The 24,527-nt window shown below is 41.0% G+C and carries 22 protein-coding genes and 1 pseudogene; 20 read left to right on the top strand and 3 right to left on the bottom strand.

What is annotated here, in order from left to right; genetic code table 11:
- Positions 1-34 precede the first annotated feature (34 nt).
- Entirely contained in the window at positions 35-1,432 is a 1,398-nt protein-coding gene (locus tag MHI43_RS15800; protein ID WP_015735332.1) for an MFS transporter, read from the bottom strand.
- 116 nt (positions 1,433-1,548) lie between these two features.
- On the opposite strand from MHI43_RS15800, the gene MHI43_RS15795 reads away from it, so the two are divergent.
- Positions 1,549-2,436 carry a LysR family transcriptional regulator gene (locus tag MHI43_RS15795; protein WP_036662932.1) on the top strand — a complete coding sequence of 296 codons (888 nt, stop codon included), beginning with the start codon at positions 1,549-1,551 and terminating at the stop codon, positions 2,434-2,436.
- Positions 2,437-2,808: 372 nt separating this feature from the next.
- The gene (locus MHI43_RS15790) at positions 2,809-3,780 is read left to right on the top strand and encodes an alpha-L-fucosidase (protein ID WP_015735330.1); all 972 of its coding nucleotides are present in this window, start codon (positions 2,809-2,811) and stop codon (positions 3,778-3,780) included.
- Between the two features lie 454 nt (positions 3,781-4,234).
- On the opposite strand, the gene MHI43_RS15785 is transcribed toward MHI43_RS15790, so the two are convergent.
- Positions 4,235-4,753, bottom strand: a complete 519-nt coding sequence (locus MHI43_RS15785; RefSeq protein WP_036662933.1) for an AraC family ligand binding domain-containing protein — start codon at positions 4,751-4,753, stop codon at positions 4,235-4,237.
- A 1,457-nt stretch (positions 4,754-6,210) separates the two neighbouring features.
- Between MHI43_RS15785 and MHI43_RS15780 the strand changes: the two genes are divergently transcribed.
- The 4 genes from MHI43_RS15780 (at position 6,211) to MHI43_RS15765 (ending at position 9,014) form a co-directional block, all read left to right on the top strand.
- On the top strand, positions 6,211-6,576 hold the full coding sequence (locus MHI43_RS15780) for a DUF6886 family protein (RefSeq protein WP_341283123.1): 366 nt from the start codon (positions 6,211-6,213) through the stop codon (positions 6,574-6,576).
- A gap of 161 nt (positions 6,577-6,737) precedes the next feature.
- Positions 6,738-7,244, top strand: coding sequence for an NUDIX domain-containing protein (locus MHI43_RS15775; protein ID WP_036662934.1), 507 nt, complete (start codon positions 6,738-6,740; stop codon positions 7,242-7,244).
- Between the two features lie 135 nt (positions 7,245-7,379).
- Positions 7,380-7,589 carry a hypothetical protein gene (locus MHI43_RS15770; RefSeq protein ID WP_036662936.1) on the top strand — a complete coding sequence of 70 codons (210 nt, stop codon included), beginning with the start codon at positions 7,380-7,382 and terminating at the stop codon, positions 7,587-7,589.
- Between the two features lie 294 nt (positions 7,590-7,883).
- Positions 7,884-9,014, top strand: a complete 1,131-nt coding sequence (locus MHI43_RS15765) for an oxidoreductase family protein (RefSeq protein WP_036662938.1) — start codon at positions 7,884-7,886, stop codon at positions 9,012-9,014.
- 186 nt (positions 9,015-9,200) lie between these two features.
- Here the strand turns inward: MHI43_RS15765 and MHI43_RS15760 are convergent.
- Positions 9,201-10,381: pseudogene (locus MHI43_RS15760) on the bottom strand (IS3 family transposase).
- Between the two features lie 532 nt (positions 10,382-10,913).
- Here MHI43_RS15760 and MHI43_RS15755 point away from each other — a divergent pair.
- The 14 genes from MHI43_RS15755 (at position 10,914) to MHI43_RS15690 (ending at position 24,142) form a co-directional block, all read left to right on the top strand.
- Complete coding sequence (locus MHI43_RS15755; protein WP_015735322.1) at positions 10,914-11,246, top strand: DUF4181 domain-containing protein; 333 nt, start codon at positions 10,914-10,916, stop codon at positions 11,244-11,246.
- 720 nt (positions 11,247-11,966) lie between these two features.
- Positions 11,967-12,386, top strand: a complete 420-nt coding sequence (locus MHI43_RS15750; protein ID WP_036662941.1) for a hypothetical protein — start codon at positions 11,967-11,969, stop codon at positions 12,384-12,386.
- A gap of 401 nt (positions 12,387-12,787) precedes the next feature.
- Entirely contained in the window at positions 12,788-13,615 is an 828-nt protein-coding gene (locus MHI43_RS15745) for a hypothetical protein (RefSeq protein WP_015735320.1), read from the top strand.
- Between the two features lie 65 nt (positions 13,616-13,680).
- The gene (locus MHI43_RS15740) at positions 13,681-14,124 is read left to right on the top strand and encodes a hypothetical protein (protein WP_015735319.1); all 444 of its coding nucleotides are present in this window, start codon (positions 13,681-13,683) and stop codon (positions 14,122-14,124) included.
- A gap of 915 nt (positions 14,125-15,039) precedes the next feature.
- Positions 15,040-15,537: a GNAT family N-acetyltransferase gene (locus MHI43_RS15735; protein WP_036662942.1), complete on the top strand. Its 498-nt coding sequence runs from the start codon at positions 15,040-15,042 to the stop codon at positions 15,535-15,537.
- A gap of 549 nt (positions 15,538-16,086) precedes the next feature.
- On the top strand, positions 16,087-16,464 hold the full coding sequence (locus tag MHI43_RS15730) for an AraC family transcriptional regulator (protein WP_015735316.1): 378 nt from the start codon (positions 16,087-16,089) through the stop codon (positions 16,462-16,464).
- Between the two features lie 743 nt (positions 16,465-17,207).
- A complete protein-coding gene (locus tag MHI43_RS15725; RefSeq protein WP_015735314.1) occupies positions 17,208-17,786 on the top strand; it encodes a TetR/AcrR family transcriptional regulator in 579 nt (192 codons plus the stop codon).
- Positions 17,787-18,017: 231 nt separating this feature from the next.
- Positions 18,018-18,716, top strand: a complete 699-nt coding sequence (locus MHI43_RS15720) for an SDR family oxidoreductase (RefSeq protein ID WP_015735313.1) — start codon at positions 18,018-18,020, stop codon at positions 18,714-18,716.
- A 451-nt stretch (positions 18,717-19,167) separates the two neighbouring features.
- The gene (locus MHI43_RS15715) at positions 19,168-20,250 is read left to right on the top strand and encodes an alkene reductase (protein ID WP_015735312.1); all 1,083 of its coding nucleotides are present in this window, start codon (positions 19,168-19,170) and stop codon (positions 20,248-20,250) included.
- Between the two features lie 169 nt (positions 20,251-20,419).
- Positions 20,420-21,433, top strand: a complete 1,014-nt coding sequence (locus MHI43_RS15710; protein WP_015735311.1) for an NADP-dependent oxidoreductase — start codon at positions 20,420-20,422, stop codon at positions 21,431-21,433.
- A 268-nt stretch (positions 21,434-21,701) separates the two neighbouring features.
- On the top strand, positions 21,702-22,832 hold the full coding sequence (locus MHI43_RS15705) for a helix-turn-helix domain-containing protein (protein ID WP_235201787.1): 1,131 nt from the start codon (positions 21,702-21,704) through the stop codon (positions 22,830-22,832).
- Between the two features lie 12 nt (positions 22,833-22,844).
- Positions 22,845-23,252, top strand: coding sequence for a hypothetical protein (locus tag MHI43_RS15700; RefSeq protein WP_081746302.1), 408 nt, complete (start codon positions 22,845-22,847; stop codon positions 23,250-23,252).
- A gap of 182 nt (positions 23,253-23,434) precedes the next feature.
- Positions 23,435-23,722: a helix-turn-helix domain-containing protein gene (locus tag MHI43_RS15695; RefSeq protein WP_015735308.1), complete on the top strand. Its 288-nt coding sequence runs from the start codon at positions 23,435-23,437 to the stop codon at positions 23,720-23,722.
- 222 nt (positions 23,723-23,944) lie between these two features.
- Positions 23,945-24,142, top strand: coding sequence for a DUF6366 family protein (locus MHI43_RS15690; RefSeq protein ID WP_036662945.1), 198 nt, complete (start codon positions 23,945-23,947; stop codon positions 24,140-24,142).
- The last annotated feature ends 385 nt before the right edge of the window (positions 24,143-24,527 follow it).

Below are 24,527 nucleotides of genomic sequence, written 5' to 3'. Positions count from 1 at the left end.
GGACAAGAATATGGACCCATTGAAAGTCGCTAATTTAGCGGCTTTTTTTGTTATATCGGTACAAGTTCTGACGCAAATTAACGAATAACAAGGACAATGCAAATAACGTGAGGATAATCCCAAGTACTCGAAATCCCTCGAAGCTGAAGTTATCTCCCATTACGCTGCTAATGAGTAATGAAGAGAGAATGGTTCCCAGGTATCTTGAGGTATTAAATATTCCAGATGCTACACCTATAATTTCTTTTGGTGAACTTTTGAATAAGGCCGCTTGCATAGCGACACTGTTTAACCCGTTGCTAATGCCGAATGCAGCTAAAGCCAGACACACACTGATAACCGGTGAAGTCTGATCCAGTGTCATGATCACGATCCATACGGACCCAAATGTCATCAGCATTCCGGACATAAGCAATGCTGGTCGATGTCCTGATTTATCGATCCATCGTCCTGCCATTGGAGAAGCAACGAGCGAGCACAAGCCTAAGCTTAGCATGAGCATCCCGGTATGGAACTCGCTGACATGACGTACGATTTGCAAGTAGGACGGAAGCCCGAAAAAGAGAGAGTAAAAAAGCAAGTTAACGACCATGAATTCGACATTGACCCAAGTCATTGCAGGATATTTAGCGAATGTGCGTAAAGGAATAAAGGGGGCCTTCGCTTTTAACTCATGTCGCACGAAAGCTCCCAATCCAACGAAGCCAATCAGCCCGACAATAACGTTACTAAATGAAATTTGACCAGATGATTTTGCGGACAATACTCCAACGAGCAGAGCAACCAGACCCACGGTGAATAGCAGAACTCCTGGCGCATCAATCAAATCAGACCATTTGCGAAAGGACATGTTGCGAGCAACGGATGTCGTAGACGGATCATCCTTAGGAATATGCCTCCAAGCTAATAGAAAGCTTGTCACCACGAACGGAATATTAACCAAAAAAATAGCAGGCCAGCTCCACCAGTGAATGATGACCCCGCCAATGAAGGGGCCAACCGCTGCCGCTCCGGATAGGAATATGGACAAGACTGACAGTGCAGTTGCTTGTTTCTCCCTAATATGAATTCGCACAATGGCCATTCCAACTGCAACCATCATGCTTGTTCCGATGGATTGTACAATGCGGAACACGATGAGCCAACCAAAGTTTAGCGATAGTGGAGCTAATAATGATGCAACGAAGGATACAACAAGTCCGCTAAGAAATATCCTCCTCCGACCGAATAAATCGCTGGCTTTTCCCATGATCGGTTGAGCGATAGCACTCGCAATGTAGAACGAAAAAATAATCCAGGATACCACTGTAAAGTCGAGATGGAACACATTTTGTAGCCTTGGAATAGCAACTGAAACCATTGAAGAATTCAATGGGTTCAATAGAATCCCTAGTCCAACGGAGATCATCAACCACCTATTGCGAATACTCATTTTTATCCCTCCGATCTGTATGTTAGTGTCATCATCGTACTTGAAATCATTTATTTATTCCAATGCATTTTATGTTATGATTTCATTGACTCAAGGGAATGAAAGGAGAGTGTGAAATGGAACTTCTTCAACTGAAATATTTTCTCGAGGTAGCTCGTTTGGAACATATGACTGAAGCAGCACGAAGTCTGCATGTCACTCAATCGTCACTAAGCAAAACGATTGGGCGCTTGGAGGAGGATTTGGGGGTCCCGTTATTCGATCGAATAGGGAGGAAACTGCGATTGAATGAGTTTGGAAGCAGATTCTATCGCCGTGCTGAAAGGGCGTTGTTTGAATTGGAACAGGGGAAGCAGGAGATTAGCGATGTGTCCAGCCAAGAACATGGCACACTCGAATTGGCGGTGACCACCGCAAGCACATTGCCTCAGATCCTTCGAGAGTTTCGGAACAAGCGTCCCGATATCCAATTTCATGTGCAAATGCTCACCACGCAGGAAATGGTTACGCTTCTTCATAGAGGAGAGGTTGATTTTTGCTTGTCCTCACCTCCTATAAAAGGGGAAGACATTGAATGTCAAATCATGTTCATCGACCCGATTCTTGTAGCTGTTCCCACAGGGCATCGGCTTGCTAACCGAAACAGCATATCTTTGACTGAGCTAAGGGATGAATGTTTTGTTGGTGTAAAAAGAGGCTACGGTACTCGTGATCTGGTGGATTCTATATGCAAATCGGTTGGATTTGTACCTACATATGTGTATGAGGGTGACGAACCTGCAAGGCTAAGTTCTCTAGTAGAAGCGGGAATTGGCATAGCCTTTATACCAAGTACGGCAAGGTATTCTGGGGAACATATCAAATATCTCAAAGTAGAGAATCATGAATTGGTACGGGAGATCGCTTTGTTATGGCATAGGAGTCGGTACATTTCGCGGGCTGCTCTCGAATTCCGTGAGGTAGTTGTGGAATATTTCGGGACGATATCCAAACAGACAAATTAATTATCCTTCTTAAACCCAGAGAATGTTGGGCGACAAAAACATAGTCCCATTGAAAGTCGCTATTTTAGCGGCTTTTTTTGTTGTATCGGTACAAGTTCTTGTCCAGTGCCAAGTATAAGAACTTGTACCGATTGCCTTAAAGGACAAAATAATAGGCCGATTTTCGATTAGATAAGCATCTGATTACTGCTGAGTTTCAGTGGGTTCGTTACCTCGCCGCGAGAATAAATAAATCGTTAAAATCCTAAAGAAAAGTAGAAATTGTATGGTAAAATGTCGTTTTTGATTGATGTATCAAGGATGATAATCCATTATAGTGGTAGATATCATATGATGGTGAGTATTCACCGGACAATTAGAGGAGGTTATCATTTGGATAATCATGATTTGGTACAACGACAACTATGGTTTGTGAATCAGAGACTTGGGATGTTTATTCACTTTAATAGTGCTACATTTCAGTTTGCTGAAACGGAAATTAAGGATTGGGAATACGGGCATGAGAATCATGATGAACCTCGCAGATTCCCATTTGATCCAAAACTCTGGAATCCTGAGCAGTTGGACTGTGCGCAATGGGCGAAAGCGGCTAGATCCGCGGGGATGAAATTCGCTGCACTGACAGCAAAGCATCATGAAGGATTCAGCTTGTGGCCTACCCGATATACGGAGCATTGCATCCGTAATGCAACCGACAAAAGAGATGTCGTCAAAGAATATCTTGATGCATTTAGGGAGGAAGGTATTAATGCGGGTCTTTATTTCTCTATGCTAGACTTGCATCATCAAATCGGTCGAAAAAAATGCACAGCGGAAGATAAGCGGTTCATTAAAAATCAAATCGAAGAATTGCTGACAAACTATGGCGAACTTCCGTTTTTGATCATTGACGGATGGAACGCCCATTGGGGAGGCCCTAATTATGAGGACCTTCCGTTTGAAGAAATTAATGAACTCGTGAAAAGTTTGCAGCCTCAGTGCTTATTGATGAATATTAGCTGTGAATCGACTTTGGATCATACAGATATCGTTTTTTATGAAAATGCTGCTGGGCAAGAAATTGAAGAATCCTTTGTAGGTCCTGGTGCGAGCTGCAATATCTTAACTGAAACGTGGTTTTGGAGAGCTTCGGATACGAAAATGGAACTCAAAACCACTGATTGGGTATTGGATAAAGTACAGGATGCGAACAACCATAACGTGTCATTTTTATTAAATGGAGCTCCAGATCAGCGCGGCTTGTTTGATGCGAATGTGTTAGAACGTTTTAAAGAAATCGGAAAACGATATCGTCATCCGGTGGAACTCCAAAGTATTCCAGCAAACTGGCTGATTAGAAAATAACTTGATCATTATTAACGAAGCACACAGCTTAAAAAAGCGCTTGACCATTGAATGGTAGCAGCGCTTTTTCAATTGGGAGGACGTTTATTCTTGTGTTAATCCACTCGAAATACCTGATACCGCTTCCGGTACTCTCCAGGTGTAAACGAAGTTTGGCGTTTGAATAGGCGCGTAAAATAATTGTTGTCACGGAATCCGCATTGTTCACCGACTTGGATTAAAGGTATTTCTGAATTCGCTAGTAGCTGTTTAGCACGTTCGATCTGGAGACGATGCCTGTATTGCAGAGGACTCATTCCCGAATACTGTTTCAGACAGCGCGCCAAATAATCGAAGTGGTAATGCAGGTCGTTCTCCATCTGTACGGAATCAAAAGGATCTTCTAAGCAATCTGCCAAATAGGAGGCAACTTTCTCCCCAAGTAAAAGGGATCGGGCCTGTGGGCTGCTTTTTTTCATGCTGCTTTGAATTTCAATGAGGAATCGGCCAAATAAAATTTGCAGCTCGTAGGAGCGGTATGCTGAAAGGATGCTGGCACTTTTATCATTTCCTTCAGAAGGGGGACGACCGTACGCAAATCTATCCCGGTAAATTTGGGGATGTACACCATGCCTGGAGGAGCCTCGGTATCCTGGTCCGTCCTGTTCAGCAGAGGCTGCTGCCAATTGTTTTTATCGACTAGCACAGGCTTCGACAATAGCGGATATTCAAAATGAATCCAATACACTTCCGTATTTGTATCAGTTTGGCGATAGCCGCGATGCATTTTTCCAGGCTCAAGCACCAATACCATGCCTTTTTTGATTTCATATTGAATGCCGTTTTCCTCCATATAGAGTGTGCCACTGACGCAAATAATAATGTCAAAAACATCAAATTGACGCCTTGCATGGACAATTCCCGGCGGCCATAAGGTATGGCCGACCGTGGCTAGCAGGAGGAATGGGGGCACTTTCAGCTCAAGCACTAGCATTATCAATCACCTACAAAATTGGATGTAGAGATTGTACTATAATAAAGGCGCATTGTCAGCATCATCAAGGTCATCCATACAATAGTCAGTCATTGCACCAATTAAAGATTTTAATGAGGCAATTGGAAGCCTAATTATTGTATAAAGGAGACTATGATTATGAATCTTAACCGATTGATTGATATGAACAATTGGTACATCTAATAGCCCTCCCAATAGGTGTAATTTACCAATTATGTGGAACTTACAATATTCTGTCATGTTGCTGTAATGGACATAAGTTGTGATGCACGATATATAAGCTATCGGGAAACGATAGTGCAATAACTAGGGAGCAGAACGCCGCGCGGCAGGCTGCTCCCTGTTTTCATAGATTCTCTGGGCACCCTATTCCCAAATGTCAATATATCTCTATCTTAGTAGCGAGATAATCCGTTACGCTTTGCTTATCAAGGAACGCACACCATTGACGATTAAGGCGATGGAGAACACAATCACAGATATGATGCCTACTGTGTCAAGTACAGGTTCCAGGCTTGACAGTAATTCCGAAACTGGGACGTAAATTAGGCCGAAACCACCAATGACTCCGCCGAGATAGCTAAGAAACTTAGACATAGCGTCTTCACCTCCTCTATTAATAATACTTAGCTTATGCATGCAAGATCGGTAATGCGATAGACAAATAAATGTTTAATATTTTAGAACGCGATAGGAGCCCTACAATCTAAAACGAATAAATGGTTCACGAGAGTTATTGCTAACCGGCAGGGAAGCCAATACAATGAGGTTGTGAACAACCGACAAGTGGGTGGAACCATGAGATCCTTTTCGATAAGCAAAAAGATTATCGTTATGTTTGTCATTCTATGCATACTACTGACAGGGGTGGGATTTTACTGGTATCGCATGACCACGCTGACGATTCAGGACAACACAATGAAATGAGCCGACAAATTACGAATCAAATGAGCAGCCGCGTGGATACATATTTTACGGAAATGGTTAAACTGACGAAGTGCCGTATGAGCGACGAGGGGCGGTTTGAGTCAGATTGGAATGTCGGGGGACAAGAACATATTCCCAATGAAAGTCGCTAAAATAGCGGCTTTTTTGTTTTATCGGTACAAGTTCTTGTCCCGAGTCGAGGACAAGAACTTGTACCGATTGCCGTAAAAAGGACAAGAACATGAACCGATTACCGATTAGTTAAGTATCTAACTATGTTCAATGCAATATCATTAAGCTAACGGGCAGGATAATTCAATATTTTTATGGAATATAACAATAAATGGTATGAGGGGGCGCACATGCTTTTTCACTTCAGTGAAGACGATAGTATCAATATATTTGTACCAAAAGAGAAGCAAAATCGTCCGGATTTTCCTGCGGTAGTTTGAGCACTTGATGAAGAGCACGAGTATAGGTACTATTTCCCTAGGGATTGTCCCCGAATTGTGTGTAGGAAAGATGAGGCGACAACGGACGAACATTTACAACTCTTCTTTAATAATTCAATCGCCAATACCATAGTTACAGAAGAAAGTGACTGGTATACGAGGATATCAAAGCAGATCATATTTCGATATCGTTTTGACGATGAGGGTTATGAGCTTTTTGATAAAACAGCTGGCTACTACATTTCTCGCCAAGTAGTAAAACCCAAATCAGTTGAAAAATATGAGAATTTGTTGGAGAGATTACTCCAAAAAGGAATTGAATTAAGAATCACATCAAATTTATATCCGCTTAAGGAGGCAATATTAGCTTCCGACTTCACAGGATATGGGATATATAGATTCAATAACGCCAAAAGACTCTAATCAATTAAGCTTATTGCAAAATGTTAGTTTAACAAAGACACGAAGGCAGTCGGTCAGATTGATCAGCTGCCTTGATTAATCTAACGGGCAGTTTTTTGGAAATTTTGTGACTCTAAAGTATTGCTTTAAATTCCAATGTATTGAAGAGGTGAAATTTTGAAATGAAAATTATCAGAGAAGAAAAAAACGTTAGAGGGCTCCCGTTGCCTAACGAAACACAATTAGTATTGTCTGAAGTTATTCCTCGTCAAGAATTAATAACGTGCTCGTTTGTACTTGCATTTCAAGAAGAAGCATTGTTATTAACTAATTTGAATGAAAGAGGATGGGATATACCTGGAGGGCATATTGAACCTGGGGAAACGCCTATGGAGGCAATGAAAAGGGAACTTTATGAAGAGACAGGTGCTTTGATTGAATCTCCTCACGTTCTCGGATATGAATTGATAAGACTATATAACAAGCCAGAGAAATATAAATATCCATATCCAGAGAGCTATATGGTCTTCTATTCTGCAAGAATCATAAGGCTTGATGATTTTCAAAATACTTATGAAACAAACGGAAGAGGGCTGTTCAAACCAGAAGAGGCATTAAAAATTGCTTGGGTCGAAGCAAATAAAGCGTTCTATGAAGAAGGGCTACGAAGAGCAGCTAACAATAGGTGATTAAACTAACGGGAAACAATAAATCAACTTTCCAACCACTGGAAAGGTTTCAATCAAGGGAGCTAGCTTGGAAACAACGCATTAATATTTTGTAACGGAAGAAATAAATGATATTTAAAGATGGAGGAATAAATTATGGAGACGAAGGAAGAAAAAATTCCAAATGATAGCACCATGGAATCAATCAAAAATTTAACAGAGAAAGATGCTAAGACTTTCTTGAACCTTATATATGCACTTTTAAAAGACAACAAAAGTCCGAGCGAACATTTGATTTCAAATGTATTATCCATTTTTGAGAAACAATTACCGAGAGTTGCTAAAGCAAGACAGAATAAAAACTAATCATCATGGTTCTACCACACTGTCGGGGGACAAAAATATGATCCCATAGAAAGTCGCTAATTTAGCGGCGTTTTTTGTTATATCGTTACCAAGTTCGTGTCCCGGTTCGAGGACATGAACTTGTAACGATTGCCGAAAAGGACAAGAACATGTTCCGATTACCGGTTATTCATATATTTAATCATTTTCCAATCGCTATTTCATTAAGCTAACGGGCAGGTTAGTTACAATGTTTGGTGGAATATTAAAAGGAACCTGAATAACTTGTTCAATAGTTAAGGAAAGGAGAGACGTATGGACATACAACGTATCTCAGAAATGATAGATACAGATTGGCTTCGTACCTTATCAAACAACTATCTTCACTCTGAAAAAGGAATCATTACGAACTGGTCCTGCAATTCGATCGGTGCAGTTGACAAGAATTTTGTGACAGGTGGGGTCTACCGGATATCTGGGACAACCGAAATAGATAGTGGGGCGCAACAATCTTGGTCATTTATTCTGAAAGTAATCAATCCCGATCCCTTGCGTGAGGACCCAGCTCATTATAATTATTGGCGGCGAGAGATCTTGGCATACAGTTCTGGATTGCTTGATAATTTACCCCAAAATATATTGACTCCTAAGTGTTTTGCTATTGATGAAAAAGACAATAGATCCGTTTGGCTATGGATTGAGGATATAGAGCAAGACCAGCGGCAATGGGAGTGGGATGATTATGGTTTCGTAACAGAAAAGCTTGGGGAGTTTCAAGCTGCTTACCTACTTGGAAAGCCGCTACCGGAATTCCACTGGGTAAATCAGCAATGGATGCGTTCATGGTTAAATGAGTGTTATGCATATCAATATCAGCCTGATATTCACTCTAAACGCATTTTGTTATCTGATCAAAGAGTGGCGGCTATAATGGACCAATTCACTCAACTTGAAAAATGGATCAATGATTGGCTATATGGAATCGATCTACTTCCCAAAACACTTGCTCACCAAGACTTTTATGAGATGAATATCATGTTAAATTCTGTTCAACAACAAGAGAGGAAACTAACCTTAATTGATTGGCAATTCACAAGTATTTCAGGAATCGGTGAGGATTTAGGTCGGTTCTTAGGTCTAAGTGTTAGTCGGGGCCAGGTACCGATTGAACATTTCAAGATGTACCTTGAATTATTTATTACTTCTTATTTGAAAGGGATGAGGAAGACTGGGTGGGATGGAGACGAAGACCTGCCTCGTTTCGGATTCCTAGCTGCATTTGCCTTGCGTTCGGTATGGGAAGTGCCAAAGATGCTCAAAAAGCTTGAGCAAAATCCTGAATCACAAGAAAGTAAAAAACTGATGTTAATTACGGAATTGCAAATGGAAATTTCAAAAGAAGTTGAGAGACTGCGTGTTAATTCAATACTCAAGAAACTATATTGACGAGGTAATTTCATCTGCGTTGGAAACTTAGATCAGAACTCTCAGAGTAGCTTTTGGAATACATACGATAACTGCATTTAGTCCAACCCATTGTGAAGTAAAACCAAGCAACAGAATAGGGATAAAACACAAGTCGGGTGACAAAAACATAGTAACATTGAAGCCGCTGATTTGGTCATAACCCTGTCAAGTAGACAGTACAAAAAAGACAAGATTTAAGCTGCGGCCGTTTCCCGGTAAACGGTCGTTTAATTTTTTCTGGAATCGGTTCTGGTTATAGAACAGAATGTATTCACTCACTTGCTGTTCAACCTCAGCTTTGTTCGCTGCTTCATTCAAGTATATTTTCTCGGTTTTTAAATGAGAGAAGAAAGACTCGATACAGGCATTGTCCAGGCAATTTCCTCGCCTAGAGTGACTGCCTAGCATGCCGAGTTGTTTCAGTTTACGGTTAAATGGTTTTGACGTGTATTGAAATCCTTGATCCGAGTGTAGGATTACGCCACTCACATCCACGTGCTGACGGAGTCTATCCAGCGTTTCATGAACCAAAGCGAGGTCATTTCGTTCCGATAAATGCCAAGCTACAATCTCGTTATTGTATAAATCCTGAATCACAGACAGGTACACAAATTGTTCTCCAGCACGAATATAGGTAATATCTGTGACCAGTTTAGTTCGTGGCGTATCCGCCTTAAACTGGCGCTGAAGCCGATTCGGATTCACCACGGAAGCTTGTTTTCCAAAGAATCGACGCTTCTTCCGAATGACAGAACAGATTTCTAATTGTTTCATTAATCGATACACCTTTTTGTGGTTGACCCTAATGCCTTCCCTCCGTAAAGCTACCGTCATTCGAAGATAACCAAAGTAGGGATGCATGCGATGGATGGCAAGCAGATGCGATTCCAATTCATGCTGCTTTTGTCTACGTTCTTTTGCCGCTTGCAAGCTCTTTCTCCACTTGTAATAGCCTGAACGGGAAACCGCGGTTAACTTCAAGAGCCAAACAAGACGATGGCGTACTCGCAAGTCCTCTATGATCTGAAATCTAGCAGCTTTACTCGTCACTCCTTGTGTAGATTTGGATACTGCTTTTTTAAATATTCAATCTCCGCTCGCAAGTATGCCATCTCTTCTTCCATACTGGAAAACTTCGTTCTGGGGCGTCCCCGTTTGGATGTGGCAGGTTCTAGGCTCATTCCACGTTTCATTTTCGCCGCCCATACTTGTACTTGAGATTTATTTTGAATACCTAAACGTTTTGCTACTTCACGAATACTCATATGTTATTCGTTGACCAGCCGGGCCGCCTCCAATTTTAATTCCAAGGAGTACCGTTGGTAAGTTTGTCCTTTTTTAGCCATGAAAAAATCCCCTTCGTTAGGCAAGATTAAGTCCATCTTAACAGATGTCTTTTTTCTCTTGTCTACTAAAAGGGGATAATACCAATTATGCGGCTTCATATATTTATGGTTATCAGGTTGTTGTCAAAATACAATGACAAGAACTTGATAACATTTTCGACTGATGACAAGAACTTGGTTACATTCCCGATATGATTTCACCCCGCACTCGATCTCACCCCTCAGAAGGACCCATAACTATTTCATCTAGATAGGTATTGTTATACTTAGGAAGTGTTTTTTCTCTAGCTGATCAATAGTTAACTAACCAATACAAAGGAGACCAGATGATGAAACTTTTAGCATCCACAATATTAGGTTGTGTAATTTCTTACATCTTAATATCCTTGGGGGCATTAGGATTGATTCTAGGATTAGGATTGTTAATAGGCTTGATTCTCCGAATTTACTCTTTAGTTTTAGATATCCATAAAAGAAACATCTAGTTTGAAACAAAATAATACACTACAAATAGAAAAAGAAGGAGATGCTAATGAATTTTGCTATTGTATTATTTATCGCAGCTGTGATTCAATTTGTTCTGGATAAAGGTATCAGCAAAACAGATGAGAAGATATCAGACACGGATGGTGTTATCCCATATAGGTGGTTCGTCGTGATTGGGGGAATTGCCATAATTTTGTCAGTTATTTTTGTTAAAGAACCTCCTTATCAATATGTTTGGATTGGCATATTACTTACTCTAGTGTTCGGTGTTCGATCTATCTTTCAATGGAAATATATTCGAAGTTCACAAAAACATATTATTTCACTATCGATGATGGCCTTATCTATAATTGGTACAATTGTTTACGTTTTAATATAACAAAAATACGATAGAATAAGGAATGATGCGAATAATAATTGGATTATAATCGACACGCATTCATATCGATGAAAACGGATGAATATATGAGGTTCAGAAAAAAGGCCTAAGTTTATAGAAGTAAAGGGTTCGACATAGATGAGACTTTTTAAAGTTTACTAAGTGTCGATGCTGGCAGCGAACGCGCTTCTGACGGAACTTTCGCTTGCAGAAACGGAGATGCTTTAGATCACAATCGTAGAGGGTGAGTGGTACTTACGTCTGGACAAAGAAAAAGTCCCGTCCACCTTGTCGGTGGACGGGGCTGCGACGACCAGACATTGTCTGAGCGTCTCGTCGAATGCCAGTTCTCGTTGCGGGACAACTGCCCAGCAGTATTCAATAGTTCTTGGGAGGCCAACTGCTGGAGTGAGTTAGAAAAAATTACTCCATATGGAGTAATGGTTGAAGTAAATGGTCAAATGTCGCGGGACAAGATCTTGTTCCCATTGAGAGTCGCTATTTTAGCGGCTTTTTTGTTTTATCGGTACAAGCTCTTGTCCCGAGTCGAGGACAAGAACTTGTACCGATTGCCGTAATGGACAAGAACATGAGCCGATTCCCGATTAGATAAATATCTTACTATGTTCCCATGCAATTTCATTAAGCTAACGGGCAGTTATGTTGAGAGCAACCTAAGTTGCCCTGAGTACGTCTATGTACAAAAACAAGGGGTGGAACATGAGGAAATTATGGTGCATTTTACTGTTGCTACTCATAGTGCTTGCGATCATAGCTTGCAGCAAACCTCAGACTGAGAATCTGACTACAAAGAAATTGCAAGAACTTTACCCAGGGGATATTGCTAATGTAGATTCTATTGAGATTACGGACGGCAGCTCAGGTGAACGGAAATTGTTCACTAACAAAAAACAGATTCAAGCGTGGCTCGATCAAGTGAAAGACATGAAATTCGAGCCTGATCCTAACCAAGAAGACAGGAGCGGCTTTCTGTACACGGTATCTTTGCGGGAAGGTCGCGAGATTAAGCTCGGATTTACTCCTAATTCGCAGGGCGGGCATTATTACATCCACAATGAGGAATTGAGTACCCAAATTCAAGATTTGTTTGAAAACAGGGATTACATAAAAAACAATTAACAAGAACCGCACCAAGGCAGCATTCATAGTGCAGGAGCAATTTGCCATCATGGCAGCTGCTCCTTCTGTCGTTGAGCTATCGGGCAGGATAACGTGAAGACGATGTAGAAATATGCTGACTTACAAAGAAAGATAAAAGGTCACTATGATAGCCGAGTTGATTTGCATCATAATTGGACTACTCAATGTTGCATTCCCCTATAAAATATGGTCTATTGGACAGTTTATGTTTAGACTGAGGGAAGGGAAGTTTGTTTTTCAACTGAGGAACCATCCTCTCTAGTTCATTTACTTCACCGTATTGGTGGAGCTATTTTTATCATCGTATGCTCAATTATGCTGTTCATCTAACGAGAGACAATAGCTCGAGACAGACAGCAACCGAAGGAGGCGGTATATCTATGAAGCCACTTAACAAGCAAAATGTTTATTCAAGCTTCAAAGAGCTTAACATGTTAGAACAATTAGAAGAAGAACTGAGAGCGGAACTCGGTATAGATTTTTGGGAAACGATCGGGATCGGCTTCGATTATTGGCCAGAAGATGACAATGCCGATTATGAGTGGGAAAGTATGCCCATAGATATGGTTTTGCTGGGTTCAACGGTCATTTCGGAATGCACCTTTGGCTTTCTTACGGAGTTTAGTACAGTGGATGACCTTTCAAATGCACCGATAATTCAGCATGAAGCGATAGGTCTAGATAAACATTCCACTCTTATTGCACATAACTTTATTGATTTTCTCCGATTGCTTATTACCACCAAGAGCATATTTGGATTAATGTCAGAAGAAGATGTTGAACTAGAGGGTGATCTAGAACCAACAGTTGAGTTGATTTTCAATCGCATTCAGGAAAGATTTCAAATTGAGCCCTTTGAAAGTATTAGTGCCTATAAGCAACAACTTATGCAAGAACGCGAAAAACACATTGTCGTTCAAACTTTCAATCGTATTGGTGTAAAGCGAGTAACGGACCATTTTACCCATCAAAAGGTGGACTTGGATTATGTTGAGAGTGACGAGCAAATGGAAGAGCGTTTACTAACGTTTGTGAATTCGACGAGTCTTGAGAATGTTCTTGCTTTTGTTCGTGATGTTCAAGAGACGAATTATATCGAAGTGCCTTTCCCAGAGAAAATTAGAGTAGCCGTGAAAAGTTTGCTACAGGAGCATGGGTTTGTGAATGAATTGCGCCATCTAGATACCCTGTATAAAACGAACAACTAGTTCAACTAACGGGCAGGATAGTTGACTAATGGAAAAGAATAATCATATAGATTTGGAGGGATACGGTGAACGAGGACTGGAAGAAGGAACGTGGTATGTCTTATTTTAAACAGGACGAAACCGAGAAAATCATCAGTCGTTTTGGAGAAAGCTTTTATGAAAAGGTATTACGCGATATCGTAACATACACCGAAAAGTGGAAATTGTATGATTTTGAATTTGTACATTCATATTCTGCTAATTGCGTTTTTAAATGCCGTTCTGAGCTTTATGGAAATACAGTCTTAAAAGTAGGTAAGCCAAGAAAAGAAGTAATAACTGAGTACAATACTCTTTGTGAATATAACGGCAGACGATTGTGCAAAGTTTATGAGTCTGACGTAGAGAACGGTATTATCCTTGAAGAATGCATACAGCCTGGTGATTCATTGTTCCACGGAAATGGATATGAAGAACGAATATCTATATTTTGTTCACTTTTTAACGGATTTACATATCGCCCCAATTAGAACCGCTCAATATCCTACTTATATAGAATGGGTAGATAAGAGCGTGAACTATCTAAGCAAGCGAGAGGACTGCATGGAACTATTCAAACACATAGAAAAAGCAAAAGAAATATGTTTGTCGGTTTCTGCTTTATATCCTCGTAAGATGCTGCTTCATGGTGACCTTCATCATGGGAATATTATTTCGAATACACCATAATTGACCCTAAAGGAGTAATTGGTGACCCTATATTTGATATTTCACGTTTTATATTAAATGAGTTCAGCGATACATTATCACCAGAGAAGCATCAAAAAATTGAAGAGTTATTATGTGACTTAGCTAAGCAACTTGATATTCCGAGCAAAATACTTAAGCTCTGTCTCTATGTGGAAACTGCAATTTGGCTATGTGACGATTTGGAGAAAGGCTCATCACTTGAAGAATGTTCTTTCCTTGTTGACAATGTTATTCACGCAGAAGCATTGCTACATCATGAATCATGATTTCTGTTGAAATCAATAGCTTATTACGCTAACGGGATACGAGAGAATGGGAATGATCGAATGATTCCTACGGGTGGGAATGAGATGGCGAAAGAAGTTTTGGTTTACCAGAAATTGGTGTATCCCCTACAAATCGATGTTAACGTTTCCATGCAATTTCATGTCGGGTGACAAAAACATAGTAACTTTAGAAGCCGCTGATTACACAGCTTTTTATATTTATGTTATCAAGTTCTTGTCAAAACACAATGACAAGAACTTGATAACATTCCCGACGGATGACAAGAACATGGTTACATTCCCGATATGATTTCATCGACGGCGGTTGACGCCCTTTGATTAAACTAACGGGCAGATTAGCTCAATAGTTTCATTTACAAAACAAAAAGATGTATTCTGTTATAAAAAAACCTGAAAGGAGTTATTAAAATGATTACGGTTTATTCTGATAGGTATAAAGAAGAGGTCATTAAACTAATATTGCATGTACAGAATGTCGAATATGGTGTAGGGATTAGTGTCGAAGAACAACCAGATATACTAGATATTCAATCGTATTATATTAAGGATGGGGGTAACTTTTGGGTAGCGTTAAACGATAACGATGAGGTTGTAGGCTCTATCGGTTTGCAAAAGAAAACTAACGAGGTTGCCGTACTAAAGAAATTTTTTGTTTATAAAGATTACCGTGGTAAAGAGTTTGGGATAGGAACGGGACTCTACGAAGCTTTGCTTGATTTTGCGCAGAAACATGGGTTTTCTAAGGTGATTTTGGACACTCCTTCCAAAGCCACTAGGTCACACAGCTTTTACAAAAAGGTTGGATTTAAGGAGATTGCAAAAGAGGATTTGCCAATTCAATATGATTACCCTGATAGAGATTCACTTATTTTTGAATTAGTCTTACTCAAAAAAACAACATTGTAAGTAATGGGTTTTCGGTGCTGATACTGAGCTAACGGGTATCGTTAGTTCTTTATGAACACGACGGTGTCTACGTTAGCAAAGTAATTTCGTTGTCATGGTTAAAAGAGAGAAATGAGAGGATTAAACATGTGGAAGAATATTGAACCGGGGTGTTATGCTGTTTTCAGGTGGCGTGTGACGTGGAAAAAGTGATTGATGAGATTGTTAATCATTATGAGGCGGAAAGTAAGGGAAGAATGCAGCAAATATATATAAATGTCGGGGGACAAGAACATAGTCCCATTGAAAGTCGCTAATTGAGCGGCATTTTTGTTTTATCGGTACAAGTTCTTGTCCCGATCCGTGGACAAGAACTTGATCCGAATACCGATTAGATAAGTATCTAACTATGTTTCCATGCAAATTCGTTAAGCTAACGAGCAGGATAGTTGAATATTAATTCCGGTGAACCTTATCCATAAGTAACGGCAAGTTTTTGTTGTGCAACTCAAATCAAAAATGCAATATACGCCGGTGATATGATCGAAGTGAAAGGAGGGAGGACTTCCAGTGTATGAATGGAATGAAATGGTACAGCATATGGTGGATTGGGTGGAAGCCAATTTAACGGAAAGTTCATCGCTGCTGAAGATGTCGGAACAGTTCGGGTACTCCCCTTATTATTGTTCAAGGCAGTTTAATCAATTGACCGGGATGACATTACGGGATTACGTCTGGACCCGGAGAATTAGTCGTGCCGCCTTGGAGCTCCGCGATACGGACCAACGGGTACTGGATATTGCCGTTAAGTATGGATTCTCTTCGCAAGAGGCATTTACGAGAGCATTCACCAAGGCTTTTCAGCTTAGTCCCGCAGCCTATCAGAAAGCCCCCAGACCCATTCCATTAGCCATTCGTCTGGAGTGTTCTCGCCTTATCATTATTTGATCAAGGAGCGGGATGAGATGAGCAAAGTACATTTGCAACAGGCAGAGATCAAAGTAGAGTATATTCCAGCGCACAAGTTTATTGGGATCTGGGATATCACATCATCAAGTTATGGGGAATTCTGGCAAGGTGGACGATCCTGTGACGAGATAGCGGCACGTTGGAAAGTATGTCCAATCTTACACTTCCAGAACAATTGGGCCAGACCGCAGGATGGTTCTACCAGAATGGACAAAAGGGATACTTTTAAGGGATGCCGGTATCAAGAGAGTACGACGGACCGATTCCGGTGGGAATGGAATGCAGGGACAAACTTGTGGAGGGACAAGAACATGAGCCCATTAAAAGTCGCTAATTAGCGGCTTTTTTGTTTTATCGGTACAAGTTCTTGTACCGAGCCAAGGACAAGAACTTGTACCGATTGCCGAAAAGGACAAGAACATGAGCCGATTACCGATTAGATAAGTATCTAACTATGTTTCCATGCAAACTCATTAAGCTAACGGGCAGGATAGTTTAAATAACCAAAAAAATATTAAGATAAGAGCAAGTGGACTGGTAGCCGATAAATGTGATCGGCTGCTTATAGGTTCATATCTCATTGTTGGGTGACAAAAACATAGTAATTTGAATGATAGGTGGTATCACTACAGCAGATAAGAATTGGTATGAGGATTATGTTTTTGTTTTCTTTACTGATCGTTCTCAATATGTTAAATTAACAATGGGAGGAGGGAAATGGAATGGCAAGAAGCAAAGAATTTGAGGAGAGCGTTGTACTGGATAAGGCGATGAAGCTGTTTTGGGAACAAGGTTATGAAAAGACATCTTTGACGGATCTGGTTGAGCATATGGGAATCCATCGGAGAAGTTTGTACGACACATTTGGCGACAAGCATACGCTGTTTCTGAAAGCTATGGATCGATTTCGCGCTAAAATTAATACGGAGCTCTCAGGAGTAGTAAAACGCTCGGAGACTGCTGCGGAAGCTATTCAGTTGATAATTAATTCAATGATAGATGGTGAAGAGGACTCACCTTCTGGCTGTTTAATGGTGAATTCGGCTGTGGAATTGGCAATGCGTGATGCCGATGTGGATTCCAAGTCCACTGAATCGTTTACATTATCAGAGCAATTGTTTAAGGATATTATTCTATGGGGGCAGCGGAATGGTGAATTCACTTCAGATTACGATGCCGGAGAATTGGCAGAACATCTACATGCAGTATGTGTTGGGTTGAGAGTAATGACAAGAACCTCCATATCCAAAGAAAAACTACGCCAAACAGCTAATATATCCATAAAACTTATAACTAAATAATTCAATATCGTTAGTATGAGTTTTCTTATTGTTAGTTTAGGCTGAGTGTTCTGAAGCTTATCACTCCAAAATAGTTTTATGAATGATAATTCCTACATGGTGAGTTAACAATGTTCTCTACATGAAGGAATTATTCTTACATTCATTCTAGAATGATCGTTCTCATACAATTCCAGCTCCCTACAACCCAATTCTATGTACCCAAACTAAATGACAAAGGAGTAGCCTAAAATGAAAATTTCTGAACAAATCGCATTTGTCTCTGGTGCAAACAGAGGCCTTGGCCGAGAACTAACACTTGAACTTCTATCCAGAGGGGCTAAGGTGTATGCTGGTGCTAGAAATCCAGAAGCCATTGATATTCCAGGTGTAATACCTATGAAGCTTGATATTACGAACCCTCAAGAGGTAGCCGCAGCTGCTAAGGTTGCTAAGGATATCACACTGTTAATCAACAATGCGGGATCGTCTACAGGCGCTTCCTTGCTTGACGGTGATCTTGACCAAATACATTTGGAGTTTAATACGCATTTTTTTGGCACACTTTCCATGGTTCGCACTTTTGCACCAATTCTAGAAAAGAACGGCGGTGGTTCGATTCTGAATATTCTTTCGGCATTATCTTGGGTTAGTTCGGGAACTGTAGGCGCTTATACAGCTGCTAAGGCAGCAGAATGGGCATTGACGAACGACCTGCGTTTAAATCTGTATCCTCACAATGTGCGAGTAGCTGGATTACATGTGGGCTACATGGAGACCGACATGACGTCGGGCTTAGAAGTTCCCAAATCCAACCCTGCCGATATTGCAAAAATTGCGATTGATGGTATCGAATCGGATAGCCTTGAAATTGTTGCGGACGATTCAAGTCGCATGATCCAAAGGAGCCTGGCCGGTGGTATAGCTGTGCTATACCCTCAGCTCTCCTAAGAAAAAGGGAGTGCAGTCAACTCTACCTCGTTAATAATGCAGGCTTTGGCTTGGTTGGTTGCTTTTTTTCCGGGACCTCTAATGGCGGTTTACTATGCAACAAGGCGTATTTGCTATCGTTCACTGAAGCATTGGAGAGTTGAGTTGTACCGGCGGGGCTTTGCAGCACTCTGTCTCGGACCACAGCGACTGGCTTTGTCGATCGTGCGGGGCTGGCCTCTTCAAAATTGTTTATGAGCGGCGTCATGGAAGTCGGTCAAATGGCCGACGAAGGATATCGTCAATTTATGCGCGGTAAGATGTTAATAATCACAGGTAGAGGATAACTGGTTTATGGCATTTCTGCCGCGGTTGCTACCGCGCAAACTGATGACCTGAGCAGTCAGAGCGGTGCAGGATAGAGTGGAGCAATGAGGGAATGGAACATAATAATTGAAGCGGAGTTTTGGGAATGGAAAAATTATGGAGTAAAACAAAAATTGGTAATTTGGAATTGCCTCATCGTTTAGCGATGGCACCCATGACACGGAGTAGAGCACAAGAAGATGGTACGCCGGGTGAACTGAGTTCCCTTTATTATGCTCAAAGAGCATCTATGGGATTCATCATTAGTGAAGGTACCCAACCATCTGAGGATGGGCAAGGTTATTTAAATTCACCAGGTATCTATACTGAAAAGCATATTGAAGGTTGGAAAAAAGTTACGGATGAAGTGCATAATGCTGGCGGATTCATGTTCATACAATTAATGCATGTCGGTCGTATGTCACATCCAGACAATACTCCACATCATCGTCAAGCAGTTGCACCTTCAGCGATTGCACCTGGTGTAGAAATGTTTACTGCTAACGGAATGCAGGAAATACCCGTCCCACGAGAATTAAGTGAAGAAGATATTCAAACTACTATTTCAGACTTCCGTAAAGCAGCCGCAGCAGCAATTAAAGCAGGAGCTGATGGTGTTGAAATTCATGGAGCCAACGGATACTTAATCAATCAATTTATTGGTGAAAATTCAAATAAACGAATCGATAAATACGGTGGATCTGTGGAGAACCGCGCTCGCTTTGCAATCGACGTAACGAAAGCAGTCGTTGAAGAAATTGGAGCAGAAAGAACCGGCTTCCGTATCTCACCTGGAACACCTCTTGGTGGGATTGATGAAGGTGATCAAGGACCTGAGGTTTATCTCCATCTTGTAAAAGAATTATCTAAGTACAATTTAGCATACCTACATGTTATGCATTTAGGGAACGAAACGCTGCTCCGTGAAATTCGTTCGATGTGGACAAATTCATTACTGGTTAATCGAGCAGGACGGGCACTTGAAGAAATTAGCGTAGATATTGATAATGGCATTGCTGATGTGGTTCCAGTTGGTGTTTGGTCATTAGCTAATTCGGTTTTAGTGGAACGTCTTAAAAAAGGATTTCCTTTAAATGAAGTTGATCCTAAAACATTATACGCGGGTAACGGAGGCGTGGGTTATACAGACTATCCAACAATGGAAGAATTAAAATCACAACAGGAGTAAATACAAGGTAAGGTTATAGATTAGATTGTAAATCAGCAATAAGGTCATACTGAAATGGCGTACAATTGAAAAATTGTACGCCATAAATTGGTTTTATTCTATGCATTTTTGAGTTTCAAGTACAGCAAGAAACCAACAATGTCCACTAACGGAAGGATGCTGATTTTTAATGAATACACACATGAAGGCAGCACAAATTGCCAAGTATTCAAAAGAAATCCAAGCTCAAGTCAATGATATTGCAATTCCAGAAATTACTGATAACGAAGTTTTAGTAAGAGTAAAATCTGCGGCAGTCAATCCACTCGAAATGTTAATTATCACAGGTAGCGTGAAGTTGATTCAAGATTATAAATTCCCATTGACGCTTGGTAATGAATTGGCAGGGGTTATTGAAAAAGTAGGTAAAAATGTGAAGGAGTTTTATGCAGGAGATGAAATTTATACACGTCTGCCATTGAAAAAAATTGGCGCTTTTGCTGAATATGCCGCAATTGACGCTGCTGCAATTGCACCTATGCCAAAAAATTTATCCTATGAAGAAGCTGCTGCTGCAGCGTTAACTGGACTTACAGCCTATCAAGGCCTGCATGAAGAACTTGAGGCACGACCGGGTAAATCGGTTTTTATTCCAGGTGGATCGGGTAGCTTTGGTCAGATGGCTGTCCCAATTGCAAAGGCAATGGGATTAAATGTCATTGTTAGTGGTAACTCGCAAGCGCGAGAACGTACTTTGGAAATCGGTGCTGACCGATATTTGGATTACACAAAGGAAAACTATGTTGACTTGTTGTCGAATGTCGATTATGTGATTGATACCTTGGGAGCCAAAGAATTCGATAATGAATTAAAAGTCATTAAACCAGGTGGTAAATTGCTCTCTCTCCGTACAGGACCCAATAAACGATTCGCTGAAGACAATAACTTCCCTTGGTGGAAACAGAAACTTTTTTCGCTTGCTGGCGCAAAATACGACAACAAAGCCAAGAAGCGCGACGTGGAATACCGATTTATCTTCGTGCGCTCTGACGGTGCACAATTAAAAGAGATAACCAACGTCATTGAAGAATACAACATTGTTCCACCGCTTCATCATAGACGATTTTCTATAGGAGAAATCAATGAAGCATTAGAACTGGTCGCTACTGGGCGTCCAAAAGGGAAGGTGATTATAAATTTTTAAGTAGAACTTGAGGAAATCTCTGTGGTGGCCCGAGAGGGGCAACGGGTAGGATAGTGAAATACTAATTTTGATTTTTATTAGAATATCCATGGTATTGTCAGACGACAAGAACATAAATACTTTCAGAGTCGCATAAAATGCGGCTTTTTTTACATTACAGTCTTTTTTCTTTTCGTCGGTTGAGTGGCTATAATGCCGTACGGTCCAGCACAAATGGCAAGCAGCAGCCTTGATCTTTGTTGAGGGACAAGTGTCGGGGGACAAGAACATGGTCAGGTATGCTGCTCCGGATCTGGAGGCATTCGCAACCAAGCTGTTCTATATGCTGGATCTAGGCAGACGCGAGGGGGTGGCGGAGACGCTTGAGGAAGCGGGAAAGGCACTCGTGGCATACGATTCTTCCGAAACCGCGATCAAGACCGGCCTGGCCAAAGTGTTGTCCGTCGCGCTAAGCAAGTTGGCTGCTCTCCATCAATGCGTCGATATCCAAGAATATGCGCCCCTGCTGGCCGAGCTTTATCAGCACGCGCATTACGATAGGGTGATGAGCGCGGCCTATTCCCAGCTCGCCGAGCTGGCGGGAAGGCTGGGGGCGAACGGAAACCTACCCGTGGTCAAGCAAGTGATGGATTTTATCCAGCGGCATTACCATGAAAATCTAAAGCTGGAGACGCTGGCGGAGATGTACAATTACAACAAAGGATATTTGGGCAGAATGTTCAAGCAGCATACGGGCGATTCCTTCCATACCTTCTTGGATAAGGTCCGTATTCAGCAAGCGATCCGGCTCCTCAGGGAAGGGTACAAGGTCTATGAGGTCTCGGAGCTCGTAGGTTATCCCAATGTGGATTATTTCCATAGCAAATTCAAGAAATATGTAGCAGCTTCCCCCTCTTCGATCAAAGGTCTCCTTCCAAGGCCACGACATTTTCATTGGAAACATCATAGATTCTTAAAGTGGGGGGATTTCATGAAGGCCAGCACAGGAATAGTGACATGCCTTTTAATGATCGGAGCACTTCTTGCAGCCAGCGGCTGCAGCAACGGATCGGACTCCGATAGCTCAGGCAGTCCTGACGCATCGCCGAACAAAGAACTCGCGCCCATGACGATCACATATGCAGCAGGGGACAATAACCCGCTTTGGGACGGCATGCAAAGCGATGTCGGCAAGCTCATCACGGAAAAAACCGGCATCTCGATGAAAGCTCAATTTCCGATAAGCGTTAATGACACGGATATGTTCGCGCTGATGGTGGCAAACAACGAATATCCGGACATCGTTTCGGCCAAAGGCAGCGTGGGCAAGCTGAAGGACGCTGGCGCATTGATCGATTTAACGCCGCTTATTGAAGAGCATGCGCCGAACATCAAGAAGGTCTACTTATTGCTTTTATGAAGCTCCTTATCCATAATTGTAACTAAGGGAGATGATTCCAAGTTGAGTGAACAGAATATCAGCACAACAGTTTCAGGGGATATCATTGTTACCCATCTAATTGGTAAGATTAAAACAGATGATGTTAATGAATGGTATAACGGCTTCGAGAAGGTTTGCCAGCAATTCATTTCCGAGGGTCGGCAATACAAATTGTTGGTGGATAGAAAAGGGTACACTCTAGATCATTTTTCCATTCAAAAAACATGGAAAGATAAGTTCTTCAATGAAACCATTCTGAATCAAAGTATTGCAATTGTGTTTCTTCTTGAAGAAGGGGAGATAATGAATGATTTGCAACAATCCAACACAAAAGAATCTGTAAATTTTTTTGATAATTATGACGAAGCATTTATTGGGTTGAATGAATATCCGATTTAAGACCGTTATGGAACTCAGTTGTACTCAATCAACCAACTGGTGTCTGATGTCATAAAGAGATGACGGGTGACAAAAACATAGCAACATTAGAAGCCCCTGAATTAGTATTATCCCCTCATGATAGACAACGAAGACATCTGTTAAGATGAACTTACATGTTGTCTGCTGGAGGGGGTTTTTTTATGGGGAAAACAGGCGTACAAATAAATGAGGAAGTTAAGAAGGATGCCATGCGGCTGGCTATTGAAGAGAACATGTCCTATCGAGAGGTGGCTAGGCGACTGGGGATTCGGAATAAGATACAAGTTGAGGTATGGGTGAAATGGCAGCAAGAAGGTAGAGCTATAGAGCAAGAAGCCTTTCATAAAGGACGGCCGAAGACAAAGCTTACCCGTCTTGAAGAAGAAATAGCCTTAAAGGCGGAGATCGCATACCTAAAAAAGCTGTATCCAAATCAACACCGGGAGTGACGAGCAAAGCCATTCGTTGCGAGATCATCGAAGAATTGAGACAGGAATATCCGGCTAAATGCTTTTGCAGCTAGCGGACGTTTTAACAGGATAGTTTAAGATCTATTCAATGTTCAATTAAATCCCATTAAATAACATAATAATGTTATAATTATACTACTGCATCAATAAATTGGTATTGGATATCTAATTAAAATTATTAACCTAGGGGGTAGGTAAGCAATGAGCAAAGATTATGAAACTCCTGAAAGAACAAGAGAAAGACTAAGACAAGAAGAATTGGAAAATAATCCATTTGGTCATATGAATCACGGAAATAGTAGGGCTCGGTATAGTATAGTCGATTTAGGTTGGAAAGGCACTTTAGTATTAACTATTGTTATTATTGTTGGTCTTATAGTTGTTCAATATTTTTATTAATGGTAGATTTAGAAACACTGGAGAAGTTGACGGTTAGGGAGATTGAAAATTTTCTATCTTTTCTCGAATACATTTAAACAACTCCAGTCATCCGATGAACCGCAAATACTCCAGATTTGAAGCCGTATATATTACGACAGATGTCGAGGGACAAGAACATAGGCCCATTGAAAGTCGCTAATTAAGCGGCTTTTTTGTTTAATCGGTACAAGTTCTTGTCCCGAGTCAAGGACAAGAACTTGTACCGATTGCCGTAAAGGACAAGAAGATGGTCCGATTACCGATTAGATAAATATCTAACTTTAGTAAGAGTGGAGAAATTCTCAAGAATCTACACTATTTAGAGATAACCTTACGTTTTTTCTTGCGTTTATACTTATATGGA

It is taken from the genome of Paenibacillus sp. FSL H8-0457 (assembly GCF_038051935.1).
GTDB lineage: Bacteria > Bacillota > Bacilli > Paenibacillales > Paenibacillaceae > Paenibacillus_AQ > Paenibacillus_AQ lautus_A.
Note: the sequence above shows the minus strand (reverse complement) of the source record. Positions and strands in the feature narration are given on the sequence as shown.